This window comes from Wenyingzhuangia aestuarii (genome assembly GCF_011927765.1).
Lineage (GTDB): Bacteria > Bacteroidota > Bacteroidia > Flavobacteriales > Flavobacteriaceae > Wenyingzhuangia > Wenyingzhuangia aestuarii.
Window position 1 is genome coordinate 38,262 of the sequence record NZ_JAATJG010000004.1, and the last position, 15,737, is coordinate 53,998.

18 protein-coding genes are annotated in these 15,737 nt (G+C 31.6%); 15 read left to right on the forward strand and 3 right to left on the reverse strand.

The window, feature by feature from the left end; translation table 11 throughout:
* Positions 1–6 precede the first annotated feature (6 nt).
* Together GGR97_RS04915 and GGR97_RS04920 are read right to left on the reverse strand one after the other, a co-directional pair.
* Positions 7–1,026, reverse strand: a complete 1,020-nt coding sequence (locus tag GGR97_RS04915) for an RluA family pseudouridine synthase (protein ID WP_167897408.1) — start codon at positions 1,024–1,026, stop codon at positions 7–9.
* Between the two features lie 2 nt (positions 1,027–1,028).
* Positions 1,029–1,580 carry a PASTA domain-containing protein gene (locus tag GGR97_RS04920; RefSeq protein WP_167897409.1) on the reverse strand — a complete coding sequence of 184 codons (552 nt, stop codon included), beginning with the start codon at positions 1,578–1,580 and terminating at the stop codon, positions 1,029–1,031.
* Between the two features lie 88 nt (positions 1,581–1,668).
* On the opposite strand from GGR97_RS04920, the gene GGR97_RS04925 reads away from it, so the two are divergent.
* Entirely contained in the window at positions 1,669–2,646 is a 978-nt protein-coding gene (locus tag GGR97_RS04925; protein ID WP_167897410.1) for a D-alanine--D-alanine ligase, read from the forward strand.
* Between the two features lie 15 nt (positions 2,647–2,661).
* On the forward strand, positions 2,662–3,123 hold the full coding sequence (coaD, locus tag GGR97_RS04930) for a pantetheine-phosphate adenylyltransferase (protein WP_167897411.1): 462 nt from the start codon (positions 2,662–2,664) through the stop codon (positions 3,121–3,123).
* A 30-nt stretch (positions 3,124–3,153) separates the two neighbouring features.
* Here coaD and GGR97_RS04935 read toward each other — a convergent pair whose 3' ends face one another.
* Positions 3,154–3,405, reverse strand: a complete 252-nt coding sequence (locus tag GGR97_RS04935; protein WP_167897412.1) for a hypothetical protein — start codon at positions 3,403–3,405, stop codon at positions 3,154–3,156.
* A 358-nt stretch (positions 3,406–3,763) separates the two neighbouring features.
* Between GGR97_RS04935 and GGR97_RS04940 the strand changes: the two genes are divergently transcribed.
* The 13 genes from GGR97_RS04940 (at position 3,764) to GGR97_RS05000 (ending at position 15,709) form a co-directional block, all read left to right on the forward strand.
* Complete coding sequence (locus tag GGR97_RS04940; RefSeq protein ID WP_167897413.1) at positions 3,764–4,420, forward strand: TetR/AcrR family transcriptional regulator; 657 nt, start codon at positions 3,764–3,766, stop codon at positions 4,418–4,420.
* Position 4,421: 1 nt separating this feature from the next.
* Positions 4,422–5,732 (forward strand): ABC1 kinase family protein, encoded by a 1,311-nt coding sequence (locus GGR97_RS04945; protein WP_167897414.1) that lies wholly within the window; start codon positions 4,422–4,424, stop codon positions 5,730–5,732.
* Positions 5,732–6,349, forward strand: a complete 618-nt coding sequence (locus GGR97_RS04950) for a flavin reductase family protein (protein WP_167897415.1) — start codon at positions 5,732–5,734, stop codon at positions 6,347–6,349. The genes GGR97_RS04945 and GGR97_RS04950 overlap by 1 nt, the downstream gene beginning before the upstream one ends.
* A gap of 147 nt (positions 6,350–6,496) precedes the next feature.
* Positions 6,497–7,918 carry an SDR family oxidoreductase gene (locus tag GGR97_RS04955; protein ID WP_167897416.1) on the forward strand — a complete coding sequence of 474 codons (1,422 nt, stop codon included), beginning with the start codon at positions 6,497–6,499 and terminating at the stop codon, positions 7,916–7,918.
* A gap of 12 nt (positions 7,919–7,930) precedes the next feature.
* Positions 7,931–9,415 carry a cryptochrome/deoxyribodipyrimidine photo-lyase family protein gene (locus GGR97_RS04960; protein ID WP_209272322.1) on the forward strand — a complete coding sequence of 495 codons (1,485 nt, stop codon included), beginning with the start codon at positions 7,931–7,933 and terminating at the stop codon, positions 9,413–9,415.
* On the forward strand, positions 9,415–9,693 hold the full coding sequence (locus GGR97_RS04965; protein WP_167897417.1) for a TIGR03643 family protein: 279 nt from the start codon (positions 9,415–9,417) through the stop codon (positions 9,691–9,693). The genes GGR97_RS04960 and GGR97_RS04965 overlap by 1 nt, the downstream gene beginning before the upstream one ends.
* A 4-nt stretch (positions 9,694–9,697) precedes the next feature.
* On the forward strand, positions 9,698–10,393 hold the full coding sequence (locus GGR97_RS04970; RefSeq protein ID WP_167897418.1) for an SDR family NAD(P)-dependent oxidoreductase: 696 nt from the start codon (positions 9,698–9,700) through the stop codon (positions 10,391–10,393).
* A 5-nt stretch (positions 10,394–10,398) separates the two neighbouring features.
* Positions 10,399–10,578 (forward strand): hypothetical protein, encoded by a 180-nt coding sequence (locus GGR97_RS04975; protein ID WP_167897419.1) that lies wholly within the window; start codon positions 10,399–10,401, stop codon positions 10,576–10,578.
* A gap of 5 nt (positions 10,579–10,583) precedes the next feature.
* Positions 10,584–10,751 carry a Lacal_2735 family protein gene (locus tag GGR97_RS04980; protein ID WP_167897420.1) on the forward strand — a complete coding sequence of 56 codons (168 nt, stop codon included), beginning with the start codon at positions 10,584–10,586 and terminating at the stop codon, positions 10,749–10,751.
* A 5-nt stretch (positions 10,752–10,756) separates the two neighbouring features.
* Positions 10,757–11,215, forward strand: coding sequence for an SRPBCC family protein (locus GGR97_RS04985; RefSeq protein ID WP_167897421.1), 459 nt, complete (start codon positions 10,757–10,759; stop codon positions 11,213–11,215).
* A gap of 83 nt (positions 11,216–11,298) precedes the next feature.
* Entirely contained in the window at positions 11,299–12,927 is a 1,629-nt protein-coding gene (locus tag GGR97_RS04990) for a peptidase domain-containing ABC transporter (RefSeq protein ID WP_167897422.1), read from the forward strand.
* A gap of 5 nt (positions 12,928–12,932) precedes the next feature.
* On the forward strand, positions 12,933–14,321 hold the full coding sequence (locus tag GGR97_RS04995) for an HlyD family secretion protein (RefSeq protein WP_167897423.1): 1,389 nt from the start codon (positions 12,933–12,935) through the stop codon (positions 14,319–14,321).
* The gene (locus tag GGR97_RS05000) at positions 14,321–15,709 is read left to right on the forward strand and encodes a TolC family protein (protein WP_167897424.1); all 1,389 of its coding nucleotides are present in this window, start codon (positions 14,321–14,323) and stop codon (positions 15,707–15,709) included. Before GGR97_RS04995 ends, GGR97_RS05000 begins: the two co-directional genes overlap by 1 nt.
* The last annotated feature ends 28 nt before the right edge of the window (positions 15,710–15,737 follow it).

Sequence of the window (15,737 nt, forward strand, 5' to 3'; positions counted from 1 at the left end):
TCGTTTTTAGTCTTTATTTGTTAAGGTATATCCTCTCCATTTTTCTAACACTTGTGCTAAATCTTCTGGAATGTCTGAGTTAAAACGCATCATCTCTCCTGTAGTTGGATGTTCAAACCCTAAGGTTTTAGCATGCAAAGCTTGTCGAGGAATCATTTTAAAACAGTTTTCTACAAACTGCTTGTATTTAGTATAAGTTGTACCTTTTAACACAGCATTACCACCATAACGCTCATCGTTAAATAAAGTGTGCCCTATATGCTTAAAATGTGCTCTTATTTGGTGTGTTCTTCCTGTTTCTAACTTACATTCTACCAAAGTTACATAAGTAAAACGCTCTAATACTTTATAATGTGTAATTGCTGGTTTTCCTTGGTCTCCCTCTGGAAAAACATCTTGTTGCAAACGGTTTTTTAAATTTCTACCAATGTTTCCTTCAATAGTTCCTTCATCATCTTTTACATTTCCCCAAACCAAAGCATGGTACAAACGTTCCGATGTTTTGTCGTGAAATTGTTTTGATAAGTGAGCCAAAGCATGTTCTGTTTTAGCAACCACTAATAAACCACTAGTGTCTTTATCTATTCTGTGAACCAAACCGGGTCTACCATCGGCATTTTCTGGTAAATTTTCAAAATGATGCATTAAAGCATTTACCATCGTTCCATCGTAATTTCCGTGTCCAGGATGTACTACCAAACCTGCGGGTTTGTTTAATACAATTACATCATCATCTTCAAAGACTATATCTAAAGGAATGTCCTCTGCTAAAATTTCAGTTTCTCTAGGAGCAAATTCAAAAACTACTTTTACCTCATCTCCTGGTTTTACTTTATGATTGGCTTTTACAGCCTCTCCATTTACCAAAACACTTCCTTCTTTTACTGCTTGTTGTACTTTATTACGAGTTACATTCATAATAAAATTCATCAAAAACTTATCTACTCTTAAGGGTTGTTGTCCGGGTTCTGCAACAAATTTATAATGCTCAAAATTTCCTTCTACCTCTGGTCCTAATTCTTCCATATCTATCTTAATTGTCCGTTACCAATTACTACATCTATTGTAGATGTTTTTGGCAACATATCGCCAGATTCTAATGCCTGACCTTTAAATTTTAATCCTCTTACTACTGTTCCAATATCATCTACTTCCTCATACGTACCAATGGTAAATCCACTATTAATAATTAATTGTACAATCTCTTTTTTTGTTTTACCATAAAAAGGAGGAATAGGTGCTTGGGCATATCCATCAGGATTGATGGTTACATATATTTTACGTTTTTCTTTTACAATAGCTCCTACTTGTGGCTCTTGTTCTAACACGGCTTCTTTAGGAATTTCTGGATTGTAACTTCCTGTTTCTAAAACTTTGTAATCCAATCCTAAGTCATCTAAAACTATTTTAACCTCATCTAAAGTTAAGGCCGTTAAATCTGGAACTTCAATTTTTTGATCTTGATTGGTAATGGCATGTAATGATTTTACCACTCCTACTATTAGCAAAGCAACAATAGTTAATGCGATAACTAAGTTGATTAAGAAGGTTTTACTTTTTAAGAACTTTAACAATTTCATTGAAAACTATTTTTGGCAAAGATATAAAACCTATATGCATGGTTTTGAATTAATATTTAATATTTTTAGCACCCAAATTAGCTTGGTTATGAAACAAAATATTGCAGTTATAATGGGTGGATACTCTAGCGAGTATAAAATTTCTATGATTAGTGGAAATGTGGTTTTTAACCATATAAATACTGATATATACAACCCTTATAAAGTTATAATTACCAAAGAAAAATGGGTAGTATTGACCAATGACAATACAGAAATTGCCATTGATAAAAACGATTTTTCTGCCGTTATTAATAAAACTAAAATTACTTTTGATTGCGTTTTTAACGTCATACACGGGACTCCTGGAGAAGATGGAAAAATATTAGCTTATTTTGAAATGTTAGACATTCCTCATACTTCTGCCCCATCTTACCAAATGGCACTTACCTTTAACAAAAGAGATTGTTTAAGTGTGTTGCGTAAACACGGAATTAACACCGCTAAATCTTTGTATTACGACAAAGGACAAAACATTGATGTTGATACCATTGTTGCTGAACTAGGATTGCCTTGTTTTGTAAAACCCAACAATGCGGGTTCTAGCTTTGGAATTTCTAAAGTAAATACAGCCGATCAGTTTAAAGCTGCTTTTGAAAAAGCCTTTGCAGAAGACACCGAAATATTAATTGAATCTTTTTTAGATGGAACCGAAGTTTCTATAGGAGTTATTAACTACCAAGGAAACATTATTCCTTTGCCTGCTACAGAAATTGTTTCTGAGAATGACTTTTTTGATTACGAAGCTAAATACGAAGGGAAATCTCAAGAAATTACTCCTGCTAGAATTACAGAAAAGCAACTAGAAAATTTACATACAGAAGCTTTAAAAGCATACAAAGCCCTAAATATGAGTGGATTTTCTCGTTCAGAATTTATTTTTATTGGAGATATTCCTTATTTTTTAGAAATGAATACCGTACCCGGAATGACGACCGAAAGTTTGTTGCCACAACAAGCCCAAGCTGCCGGAATTCCGTTAACAGACTTATTATCTAACGCTATAGAAATGGCTATAAAAAACTAACTAACTTTAAGTATTATGAAAAAAGCAGTTTTTCCCGGTTCGTTTGACCCTATTACTTTAGGTCATGTTGATGTTATTACCCGTGCCATTCCTTTGTTTGATGAATTGGTGATTGCTATTGGAATTAACGATTCTAAAAAATACAGATTCTCTTTAGAGCAAAGACTAGAGTTCATAAGGCAAACCTTTAAAGATGTTCCTAACTTAACCGTAGAAACCTATACAGGTTTAACTACAGAATTTTGTAAAGAAATTAATGCTGATTTTATTCTTAGAGGATTAAGAAACCCTGCCGATTTTGAATTTGAAAAAGCCATTGCTATTACCAATAGAAAATTAACAGGTATAGATACTGTGTTTTTATTAACAAGTGCAGATACCGCTTTTATAAGCTCCAGTATTGTAAGAGATATTATTAAACACAATGGTGATTTATCTAAATTTGCTCCAAAGGCAGTTATAGAAGGAAGTAAATAATAAGACAAAAAAATAGCTTAATTTTTTAAATTAAGCTATTGTATATTTTACTTTAGAAAGTTTCTTTTTAGGAGTTAAGATTCTTTCTACTCTTTTAATTTTTAAAAACACATCTTCTACCTCTCTAGCATCTACTTTAAAAATTGCTTTAATAGTAGCTTCTGTTTCTGGCAACACTTCTTTTGAATTATCTAAATTATCCAAACCAGGATTATTAGCACTTACTGACATTGTAAATGACATTGCTAAACCTAAAATGATATTTTTAATAATCTTGTTCATTGTGTTCTAAATAACGTGGTGCAAATATATAGCCCATACATTTCTTGAATAGACCTCTAGCAGTTAACTAATTGTTAACAAATTGTTACCTGGTTTTAAGACATATTTTACACCTACGCTCCTCCCATCTGAAACATATACAACCCAATTAGCCCAAACTCTTAAAAAACTTTAAAAAACAGCTTTTTAAGCACCTTCCTATTCGTCACAATTCCATACAAACATTAGCAAAAACAGTAGCTACACAAAATTATTTAGTTCCATTTACCACTAATTTATCTTCTTTAAAAGACTGTGTTAAAAGTTGATTAGAAAACAAATCTCCCCTAATTTTAAGTACATCTTAAGACTTTTAATTATGGCAACAACAGAAATCAACAAAAAAGAAATCATTGCTAAATACATGGACTATGTTTTAGAACATGGTAAAGCCCCCGCATCTATTTACAAATTTTCTAAAGACCTAAATATTGAAGAAAAACACTTCTACAATTATTACAATTCCTTTGAAGATGTTGCTACGGACATTTATGCTGTATTTTTTGATGAGACATATAGATTAATAACTGAAGATGAAAATTTTCAAGAATTAGATGCCAAAAATCAACTCTTAATCTTTTACTACACCTTTTTTGAATTGCTAACCGCTAATAGAAGCTATGTGTTACTTACGCTAAAATCTAACAAAAATATTTTAGAAAAATTTAAAACACTTCAAAAGCTAAAAACCAAATTCAAAGATTTCTTAAAACAATTAGATATAGAAACCTTAGATTTTCAAAAAGAAGAAATCAATAAAATTAGTCAAGCAGGTCTAGAAGAATTGATTTACAAACAACTCTTATTTACCCTTAAATTTTGGATAGAAGATAATTCTCCTGCTTTTGAAAAGACCGATATTTTTATAGAAAAATCGGTAAACGCAAGTTTCTTTTTGCTAGACACTGCCCCCATAAAAAGTCTTATTGATTTAGGTAAATTCTATTTTAAAGAAAAATTAAAAACCACCCACTAATATGAAAACACTAGACAGTATACCTACAGGAAAAATACAACGTGCTTCTAAGCTAATTAGCACAGGTGCCAAGGTGGGAATAAATTACCTAAAATACAATGTAGAAAAAACGGTAGGTAACGCTACCAAGGCTAAAGAAAACTTAGATATTGCCAATGCAGCTGATATTTATGACAGTCTTAAAGATTTAAAAGGAAGCGCACTTAAAGTTGCACAAATGTTAAGCATGGAAAAAAGCATGTTGCCTAAGGCTTATGTAGAAAAATTTTCTTTGTCTCAGTTTTCTGTTCCTCCACTATCTTCTGCTTTAGTTTTAAAAACCTTTAGAAAATACTTTGGGAAAAGTCCTAGTCAAATTTACGATGATTTTGATTTAAACTCTGTAAACGCAGCAAGTATTGGTCAAGTACACAAGGCTTGTTTAAACGGAAAAACCTTAGCGGTAAAAATTCAATACCCCGGAGTAGCACAAAGTATTAGTTCCGATTTGGCTTTGGTAAAACCCATTGCTATTAAAATGTTTAACATTAAAGGAGAAGGATCTGACAAATATTTTAAAGAAGTAGAAAACAAGCTAATAGAAGAAACCAATTATATTTTAGAAGTATCGCAAAGTATAGCTGTTGCAACTGCTTGTAAAAACATTCCTAATTTAAAATTCCCTGCCTACTATCCAGAATTGTCTACAGACAGAATTATTACCATGGATTGGATGACAGGTGTGCATTTATCGGAATACGATATTCAAAATGCTTCTGAAGCTATTAGAACACAAATAGGACAAGCCTTGTGGGATTTTTACATGTATCAAATACACGTTTTAAAGAAAGTACATGCAGATCCACATCCAGGAAACTTTTTAATATCTCCCAACAATCAACTAATTGCGTTAGATTTTGGTTGCATGAAAGAAATTCCTAACAGTTTTTACGTTCCTTATTTTGAATTGGCTGAGCCTAGAGTAATTGGCAATCCAGATCTTTTTAAAGAAAAATTATACGAATTAGAAATTTTAATTCCGCAAGATGGACCTAAAGAAATAGCCTTTTTCACTCAATTATTTCACGAATTGCTAAGCTTGTTTACGCAGCCTTTCCACTGTGATTCTTTTGATTTTTCTGACGATGTATTTTTTGGAAAAATTGCAGAACTAGGAGAACGTTTTAACAACGATACGCAATTAAAAGAAATGAATGGAAATAGAGGGTCTAAGCATTTTATCTACATCAACAGAACCTTTTTTGGCTTGTATAATTTAATGCACGATTTAAAATCTAAAAACATACAAATAAACAACTATCAACACATCTAATGAAAACATTTACAAAACAAGAAATTGCCCATTTAGAACACTTGTATAAAATTAATTTAATCAATAGTGTTACCGGATTAAAATCTGCCAATTTGGTAGGTTCTATATCTAATAGTGGTATTCCAAATGTTTCAGTTTTTAGTTCTGTAGTTCATTTTGGTTCAGAGCCACCTTTGTTAGGAATGGTATTTAGACCCACAACCGTTGCTAGAAACACCTATGATAATATTAAAGAAAACGAATATTATTCTATCAATCACATTCAGCAATCTATAATTAAAGATGCTCACCATACCAGTGCTAAATATCCTTTTGAAGTAAACGAATTTGAACAAACCAATTTAGAAGAAGAATATAAAGATAATATGTACGTGCCTTTTGTAAAAAATGCTCCCGTACAATTGTTGATGAAATATGTTAACGAATATACCATTCAGGAAAACGGAACCATTTTACTGTTAGGAGAAATTCAAAAACTATATGTAGAGGATGATTTAATTCACACCGATGGTTTTGTTGATTTGGCCAAAGGAAATGTAGTTGCTATTAACGGATTAGATGGTTACGTAAAAACAGAACTGATAGAAAGATTGCCATACCAGAGACCGAAGAAGTAGTCGTGAGTCGTGAGTCGTGAGTCGTGAGTCGTGAGTCGTGAGTCGTGAGTCGTGAGTCGTGAGTCGTGAGTCGTGAGTCGTGAGTCGTGAGTAAAGAAACAAATTCTCTGTTCAACAAATAATTATATCAAAAAAAAACGAAAAAAAATGAAAATCTTAATCACAGGAACTACAGGTTACATTGGTCTACGACTAATTCCCGTTTTGTTGCAAAACAATTACGAGCTAGTTTGTTGTGTAAGAGATTTAAATAGAATTCCCGAAGATTACAAAGGCCATCCAAACATTCAGTTTATAGAGGTTGATTTTTTAAAGCCCGAAACGTTTACAAACATTCCAAACAACATAAATGCTGCCTATTACTTAATTCATTCCATGTCTAGCACTTCTACTAGTTTTGAAACATTAGAATCTAGTTGTGCCATCAATTTTAGAGATTATATACAAAAAACTAAATGCAAACAAGTTATTTATTTAAGTGGAATTGTAAACGATGAACATTTATCTAAACACCTACGATCTAGAAAAAAAGTAGAATATATTTTATCGCAAGGAACCTATAATTTAACCACGTTTAGAGCAGGAATTATAGTAGGTAGCGGAAGTGCCTCTTTTGAAATTATTAGAGATTTGGTAGAAAAACTACCCGTAATGATTACTCCTAAATGGCTAAACACAAAAACACAACCTATTGCCGTTTCTGATGTAATTTCATTTTTATCTAAAGCACTTTTAAAACAAGAATTATTTAACAATTCTTATGATATTACAGGTCCCGAAACACTTACCTACAAACAAATGCTATTGCAATTTGCCAACGTAAGAGGTTTTAACAGATACATTTTAACCATTCCTATTATGACCCCAAAATTGTCATCGTACTGGTTATATTTTGTGACAACAACCAGCTATGCTTTAGCGGTTAACTTGGTAGATAGTATGAAGGTAGAAATTATAGGAAAACCATCAAACATCAATCAATTGTTAGGTATAGAACCAATTCCTTATCAACAAGCGGTAGACAATGCCTTTAAAATTATAGAACAAAATGCCATTGTATCTAGTTGGAAAGATGCTATTAACTCTACCAAATTAAATGATTCTTTTGGAAAACACATCAATCCTCCACAATACGGATGTTTTAAAGATATAAGATCTGCAACTATTATAAACGAAGAAGCAACACTTGCTAAAATTTGGGCTATTGGTGGAGAAACAGGATGGTATTACGGTAATTTCTTATGGAAACTAAGAGGCTATATAGATTTATTATTTGGAGGAGTTGGTTTAAGAAGAGGAAGAACTCATCAACATAAAATACAAACAGGAGATGTTATAGATTTTTGGAGAGTTATTTATGCTGACAAAAAAGAAAAGAAACTATTACTACATGCAGAAATGAAACTGCCTGGAGAAGCTTGGCTAGAATTTAAAATTGCAAATAACAAATTGTACCAAAAAGCTGTATTTAGACCCAAAGGTTTGTATGGCAGATTGTATTGGTATAGTGTATTGCCTTTTCATGGCTTTATTTTTAAAGGAATGCTCAAAAATATTATCAACCCATAAAACCATATCATTATGTACAACAAAGAATCATTAGCTGTGGTTTGGTTAAAGCGCGATTTAAGATTGCAGGATAACGAAGCTATACAAAACGCAATTAACACCGGTAAGCGTGTGTTGTTACTATTTGTTTTTGAAGAGTTTTTATTAAAAGATCCACATTACGATAAAAGACATTGGGATTTTATAAAAGAATCTATTAGAGATCTTAACAAATTGTTACTACCCTATAATTCAAAAGTTTTAGCCGTAAATTCTGAGGTAGCTGCTACTTTAAACCAATTACATCAACACTATACCATTCGTGATTTGTTTTCTCATCAGGAAACAGGTTTGCTATGTACTTACCATAGAGATTTAAAAATAAAACGTTATTGCCATAACAACCTTATCAGTTGGAAAGAAAATATTTGGAATGGAGTCTTAAGAGGAATTCAGAACCGAAAAGGATGGATTGGTCAATGGAAAGAATATATGGAAAGTCCTCAATTTTCTTTTCATCCTAAAAATCAATTATTAACCCTTCATGAAATTGAAGAATTAGAAAAACAATTTTCTAGTACAGACTTGGCTACTCCAGAAAACAGTCCCATTCAAAAAGGAGGAGTTACAGAAGGATTAAGGTATCAGAATTCTTTTTTTAAAGAACGTTATTTAAGTTATACCAAAGGAATTTCTAAATCTGAATTGTCTAGAGAAAGCTGTAGTAGATTGTCTCCTTATTTGGCATGGGGAAATTTATCTACCCGACAAGTTTGGCAAGCAGCCAAAGCCATTAGACCGCTTAGTAAAAACAAAAAAGATTTAGATGCTTTTACTGCTAAATTAAAATGGCAAGCTCACTTTATACAAAAGTTTGAAATGGAACACACCATGGAAGACTCTAGCATGAATAAAGGTTACCAAATGCTAAAGAAAAACATTTCTATAAAATATCAGAAAGCATGGGAACAAGGACAAACAGGGGTTCCTATGATTGATGCTTGTATGAGATGCATGAACGAAACCGGTTATTTAAACTTTAGAATGCGTGCCATGATAGTGTCTTTCTTTACCCATTTACTATGGCAACCTTGGCAAGATTGTGCTGTGTATTTGTCTAAAATGTTTATAGATTTTGAACCCGGTATTCACTTTGCACAAGTACAAATGCAGGCTGGAGAAACAGGTGTAAATACACTACGCATTTACAACCCTATTAAAAACGGATACGAATTAGACACCAATGCAGATTTTATTAGAAAATGGGTGCCAGAATTGGCTCATTTACAAACCAAACACATTCACGAACCGTATTCTATGACTCCTTTGGAACAAGGCTTATACAATTTAAAACTAGGGATTGATTATCCACACCCAATTATAGATTTAAAAGCGAACAGACAAAGAGCTAGTAAAATACTTTGGGAAATGAAAAACGACCCTATAGTGATGCAAGAAAATAACAGAATTTTAGAAAAGCACACCCTTAACAACACTTCTTTAAACATTGCTGGCTAATGAAAAATCATTTATCAGACGTACAAATAGATAGAATTATAGAAATGGCTTGGGAAGACAGAACTCCTTTTGAAGCGATAGAATATCAATTTGGATTGACAGAACAAAATGTAATTGAACTAATGCGATCAGAACTAAAACGTTCTAGTTTTAAAATGTGGAGAAAAAGAGTCCAAGGAAGAACTACCAAGCATTTGAAAAAAAGAGCCTTTAGAAAAGGAACTTTTAAAAGCAGTTTACAAAGAATTATTACCCACAACAAAATATCAAAAAAATAAAATTATGGCTACATATTTAATCATAGGAGCTTCATCAGGAATAGGAAAAGCAACCGCAACTCTTTTAGCACACCAAGGTCACAAAGTTATTGGTACTTATAACACCACTGCTCCACCCCAAATAAGCAATGTTGATTTTCATCAACTTAATATTCTAGACAATAACTTAAATTTGCACTTTATTCCTGAAACCCTTGATGGCATTGTATATTGCCCTGGTAGTATTAATTTACTTCCTTTTGCACTTATCAAACCACAAGACTTTTTAGAAGATTACAATTTACAAGTTATTGGAGCTATTAAAGTAATTCAAGCTTGTTTACCAAATCTTAAAAAAGGAGAGCAACCTAGTATTGTTTTATTTTCTACCGTGGCTGTACAACATGGTTTTAAATTTCATACACAAGTCTCATCATCAAAAGGAGCTATAGAAGGCTTAACCAAAAGTTTAGCTGCAGAATTATCGCCCACTATACGGGTAAATTGTATTGCCCCTTCTATTACCAACACTCCACTAGCAAGTAAATTACTAGCAAACGATGTTAAGATTAAAGCAAATGCAATGAGACATCCTTTAAAAAAGATTGGAACTCCAGAAGATCTTGCGCACATGGTTCAATTTCTTACTTCTGAAAAATCTAGTTGGATTACCGGACAAATTATGGGGGTTGACGGAGGGATGTCAACTTTAAAAATTTAACACATATGATTACCATTTTAAAAAACTATTCAATTAAAAAATTACAAGCAAAACACCAAAAGTTAATTAAAGAAGCGCTTAGATACCTAAAAACTAACAAAGATGCTTCTTATGCTAGAATAGAAGAGGCTGAAAAAATAGCCACCAAAATACAACACATTCGTAACTTTACTATTATAAATTAATTCCTATGTTCTCATTCTTTAAGAAAAAAAATCCCATTGATCAATTAGAATCTAAGTACAGAATCTTACTTAAAGAAGCACATCAACTCTCTACCATAAATAGAAGTAAAAGCGATGCTAAAATTGCAGAAGCTGAATTAATTGCTGAAGAAATAGAGAAACTTAAACACTAAGGATTATGGCATTTTATCAATTAAAGAAAGAGCAGTTTATCAATGCTACTTTAGAGCAGGTTTGGGACTTTATGTCTTCTCCTAAAAATCTAAAAGACATTACTCCCAAACATATGGGATTCGACATTACATCAGACAATAAAGATGATAAAATGTACGAGGGTATGATTATTAGTTATATTGTAAAACCTGTACTAGGAATACCAACCAATTGGGTTACAGAAATAACACATGTAGTAAACAAACACTATTTTGTAGATGAGCAACGTATAGGTCCTTATCGTTTGTGGCACCATCAACATATTTTAGAAGAAAGAGATGGTGGAGTGTACATGAAAGATATTGTTACCTACCAACCACCCTTTGGTTTTTTAGGAGCAATTGCCAATACACTGTTTATAAAAAGGCAATTAGAAACTATTTTTAAATATAGATTTAAAGCTGTAGACCATAAATTTAATTAATACAAAAAAACACAAGTATTAATACTTCTTTAGCACAATTTTTGCATGGTATTTGCTATTTTTGAGCAAACAACTATATCTATATGACAATATCTCCTTTAGTTCGGTTTTGGAAACTAATTAACCCGTACAAAAAGCAAATTAGGCTTATTTACTATTACGCTATTATTAGTGGTATTGTAAACCTATCGCTACCTTTAGGAATTCAAGCAATTATCAACTATTTACAAACAGGAGAACTTACTACCTCATGGATTGTATTGGTTATTTTTGTATTAATAGGTATTGCCGTTTCTGGTGCCATACAAATTAATCAGCTAAGAATTGTAGAAGACATTCAACAAGATATTTTTGCCAAATCGGCATTTGAATTTGCCTTTAGAATTCCTAAAATAAAGCAAATTAGTCTAGATAAGGTACACGCTCCAGAATTGGTCAATCGTTTTTTTGATGTATTAACCATACAAAAGGGACTTCCTAAAATATTGATAGATTTTTCTTTAGCAGTTTTTCAAATTGTTTTTGGATTAATTATGTTAACTTTTTATAGCTCTTATTTTATTCTATTAGGAATTACGCTGTTTTTAATTATTTACTTAATCTTTAAAATAACAGGACCTAAAGGACTAGAAACAAGTATAAAAGAGAGTAAATTTAAATACAAGTTAGCACATTGGATAGAAGAAATTGCTAGTAATACAAAATCCTTTAAAATACATAATAAAGGAAATCTACATTTAGAAAAAACGGATGCTATTAACATTCAGTATTTAGAAAGTAGAGAAAAGCACTTTAAAATATTAATCAAACAGTTTATTCTATTTATTGGTTTTAAAGTATGGGTAGCTGCAGGGCTGCTAGTTTTAGGTGGATACTTGGTATTCCAGCAAGAAATGAACATTGGTCAGTTTGTGGCTTCTGAAATTATTATCATTTTAATTATCAACTCTGTTGAAAAGGTTATTAGAATTATAGAAACTATTTATGATGTATTAACAGCCTTAGACAAAATTGGACATGTTACCGATTTAGAAATTGATAGAGATACAGGTAGTGGTGAATTAAGTACTGATACAGGATTAGTTGTAGAAGTAAATAATTTGTCTTTTAAATATCCTAACGAAGATCGTTTCTTGTTTGATAATTTTTCTTTTAAAATTAACTCTGGAGAAAAAGTTTGGCTAAAAGGAAAAACAGGGAAAGGAAAATCTACCTTGTTAAATATTTTAGCTAGAATACACGGAGTAGAAAAGGGTGAGGTGTTAATTAACAATAGACCTTCTAACTATTATTCTCATAATTCTTACAACACACATATTGGATTTATTACTCCAAACACAGGTTTGTTTGAAGGAACTATTGAGGAAAACATTTTAATGAATAGAACTGTAGACTCTAACAACTTAAATGAAATATTTGATATTTTAGGCTTGTCTGACTACATCTACAAACAGAAAAAAGGAATACTAACAGAAGTAGATTCTCAAGGTAGACGTATGCCTAGAAGTATTATTCAAAAAATAATATTGGCCAGAGCATTGGTAGCTAACCCTAAAATGTTATTACTAGAAGATCCTTTACAATTTATTGACCAAGAAGAGAAAAAATCTATTATTGATTATATTATGAATCCATCAAAAACATGGACAGTACTTGTAGTAGCAGATTATCAATATTGGGCAGAAAAGTCTAATCAAATTATAAAACTATAAGCCCCATGTTAAATATATCTGAAAACAGCATCAGGAATATGATTAAGCTAGATGGTTTTAAATCATATCACTTTTTAAAAGGAAAAAATCACGCTCAAAAAAGTTTTTACTATAGCATTGGAATTATTCTAATTTTTACGGTAATTATTTTTGTGCCTTGGACTCAGAACATTAAAGGAAAAGGATACGTAACCACCTTGTTGCCAGAGCAAAGACCACAACCTGTACAATCTATTATTTCGGGTAGGTTGGAAAAATGGTACGTAAGAGAGGGAAATTATGTTAAAAAAGGAGATACCTTAATTTATATCACAGAAGTTAAAAACGATTATTTTGATCCTGATTTAATTTCGAGAACACAAGAACAAGTAGATGCAAAGTCTGAAAGTATTACTTCTTATGACGATAAAGTAATTGCTTTAAAATCGCAATTAGCATCTATTAAAGAAAGTAGATTGTTAAAACTAGAACAGGTTAGAAATAAGATTATTCAGACCAAAAACAAAATTAGTATAGATAGTATTGATTTGACTTCTTATAAAATTAAGTCAGATATTGCTATTAATCAATACAATCGAACAAAAGAATTACACGCACAAGGTTTAAAATCACTTTCCGATTTACAGGAAAAAGAATTAAAGCAACAAGAAGCATATGCTAAATTTCTATCTCAACAAAACAAGTTAGAGAATCAGAAAAACATGTATATCAACTACAAACTAGAATTAGCTTCTACAGAACAAGATTACAATCAAAAAATATCTAAAGTCAATTCAGATATTCAAAGTGCTTTGTCTGCAAAATTAGAAGCTACCTCTAATACTTCTAAGTTAAAAAATCAATTAAGTAATTATCAGCAAAGAAGAAATCTATATTACGTAACCTCTCCTACCAATGGATACATTACCAAAACCATTAAAAAAGGTACAGGGCAGTTAATTAAAGAAGGAACAGACATTTTAACTATTATGCCTGCTGCTTATGATTTAGCAGTAGAAGTATATGTAAAACCTCAAGATTTGCCTTTGTTAAAAATTGGAGATCATTCTAGATTGCGTTTTGATGGATGGCCTGCATTGGTTATTAGCGGTTGGCCAGAAAAATCTACGGGTATTTTCTCTGGAAAAATATTTGCCATAGATCAACACATTAGTGAAAACGGAAAATACAGAGTTTTAATTGCTCCTGATACCAACTCTAAGCAATGGCCAGAAAATTTAAGAGTAGGAACAGGAACTTACACATTTATTTTGTTGAACGATGTACCAGTTTGGTATGAATTGTGGCGAAACTTAAACGGATTCCCTCCTGACTTTTACAGATCTGGAGAAGAAAAACAAGATGGAAAATCTGACGAAGTAAAAATAAAAGCACCTATCAAATCAGTAAAATAATGACCAAAGTAATTTCTCTACTTATTCTATTGATCTCCGTAAGTGGTTTTACGCAAACTACGGAACGGCCTACGCTAACGTATAAAGAATATCTTGTTAATATAATTAACGAGCATCCTATTGCAAAAAGCGCTTTGTTAAAAGAAAAAATTGCCAAAGCTCAATTGTTAACTGCCAAAGGAGGATTTGATCCTAGCTTGGTATCTAGCATAGACCAAAAACAATTTAAAGACAAAGAATATTACAATATTTTTAAAAACAAAATAACCATTCCCACTCCTATTGGAGTAAATATTACAGGAGGTTTTGACAACAATTCTGGAACCTATTTAAACCCAGAAAACAAAACTACCGGAAGTGGTTTGTGGAGTGCTGGTTTAGAAGTAGATGTGTTACAGGGCTTATTAACCAATACCCGTAGAACGGCTCTAAAACAAGCAAAAGTATATCAAGAAATTGCCAAAAACCAACAACTTCAACTATTAAATGAATTAATTTATTCGGCATCTATAGCTTATGCAGAATGGCAACAATATGCTGCCATTTACAGAACCATGCAGCAAAACTTGCGTTTGAGTCAACTTTATTTAGACAATACAAAAAGTGCCTTGGTTAGTGGAGAAAAAACAGCCATGGATACTTTAGAAGCCAATGTGTATTTACAAAACAGTCAAATAGATTTAATTAAATACCAGCAACTACTAACCGAAAAAAGACTTAAGGTTGAAAACAACTTATGGTTAGATAACATGCCTATTGGTTTAAAAAGTGAGATTCAACCAGAATTCCAAACCATTGCTACAGAAGATGATGAAATTAAATTATTAAACAATTTAGACAGCATTCCTGTAATTGCAGAAAAAATTGGAAAGAAAGAGGTTTTAATTTTAAAGCAAAAATTAACTAGAGAAAAATTAAAACCTAAGTTAAAGCTAAAATACAATCAGCTGTTAAGTACTACTGATGAAACTATTAATCCTAATTTTGATGTAGACAATTACAAATGGTACGCTAGTCTTACCATTCCTTTGTTGTTTAGGTCGGAAAGAGGAAAGTACAGAGAAAGCAAATACAAGGTAGAAGAAATTAACTACGAAATTGCTTACAAAAAAACAGAAGTACAAAATAAGATTATTGCCAATCAAAAGAATCAACTAGCGTTAGCCAATCAAATTCATTTGTTAGAACAAAACATTAAAGGCTACAAAAAACTATTAGATGCAGAAACCTTAAAATTTGATTATGGTGAAAGCTCTATGTTTTTAATTAACAAGAGGCAGGAAAAATTAATAGAATCGGAATTAAAATTATTAAGCACTCAGAATAAATTAATCACCAATTATTTAGATTATTTATTACTAACAAACAATATTATTCCAAACGAATAAAACAGTTACCTTTCTGACAAATATTTTA

Coding starts and splice junctions, on each gene's coding strand:
- GGR97_RS04915 (WP_167897408.1), bottom strand. CDS start 1,026: ATGGAAGAATTAGGACCAGAGGTAGAAGGAAATTTTGAGCATTATAAA.
- GGR97_RS04920 (WP_167897409.1), bottom strand. CDS start 1,580: ATGAAATTGTTAAAGTTCTTAAAAAGTAAAACCTTCTTAATCAACTTA.
- GGR97_RS04925 (WP_167897410.1), top strand. CDS start 1,669: ATGAAACAAAATATTGCAGTTATAATGGGTGGATACTCTAGCGAGTAT.
- coaD (WP_167897411.1), top strand. CDS start 2,662: ATGAAAAAAGCAGTTTTTCCCGGTTCGTTTGACCCTATTACTTTAGGT.
- GGR97_RS04935 (WP_167897412.1), bottom strand. CDS start 3,405: ATGAACAAGATTATTAAAAATATCATTTTAGGTTTAGCAATGTCATTT.
- GGR97_RS04940 (WP_167897413.1), top strand. CDS start 3,764: ATGGCAACAACAGAAATCAACAAAAAAGAAATCATTGCTAAATACATG.
- GGR97_RS04945 (WP_167897414.1), top strand. CDS start 4,422: ATGAAAACACTAGACAGTATACCTACAGGAAAAATACAACGTGCTTCT.
- GGR97_RS04950 (WP_167897415.1), top strand. CDS start 5,732: ATGAAAACATTTACAAAACAAGAAATTGCCCATTTAGAACACTTGTAT.
- GGR97_RS04955 (WP_167897416.1), top strand. CDS start 6,497: ATGAAAATCTTAATCACAGGAACTACAGGTTACATTGGTCTACGACTA.
- GGR97_RS04960 (WP_209272322.1), top strand. CDS start 7,931: ATGTACAACAAAGAATCATTAGCTGTGGTTTGGTTAAAGCGCGATTTA.
- GGR97_RS04965 (WP_167897417.1), top strand. CDS start 9,415: ATGAAAAATCATTTATCAGACGTACAAATAGATAGAATTATAGAAATG.
- GGR97_RS04970 (WP_167897418.1), top strand. CDS start 9,698: ATGGCTACATATTTAATCATAGGAGCTTCATCAGGAATAGGAAAAGCA.
- GGR97_RS04975 (WP_167897419.1), top strand. CDS start 10,399: ATGATTACCATTTTAAAAAACTATTCAATTAAAAAATTACAAGCAAAA.
- GGR97_RS04980 (WP_167897420.1), top strand. CDS start 10,584: ATGTTCTCATTCTTTAAGAAAAAAAATCCCATTGATCAATTAGAATCT.
- GGR97_RS04985 (WP_167897421.1), top strand. CDS start 10,757: ATGGCATTTTATCAATTAAAGAAAGAGCAGTTTATCAATGCTACTTTA.
- GGR97_RS04990 (WP_167897422.1), top strand. CDS start 11,299: ATGACAATATCTCCTTTAGTTCGGTTTTGGAAACTAATTAACCCGTAC.
- GGR97_RS04995 (WP_167897423.1), top strand. CDS start 12,933: ATGTTAAATATATCTGAAAACAGCATCAGGAATATGATTAAGCTAGAT.
- GGR97_RS05000 (WP_167897424.1), top strand. CDS start 14,321: ATGACCAAAGTAATTTCTCTACTTATTCTATTGATCTCCGTAAGTGGT.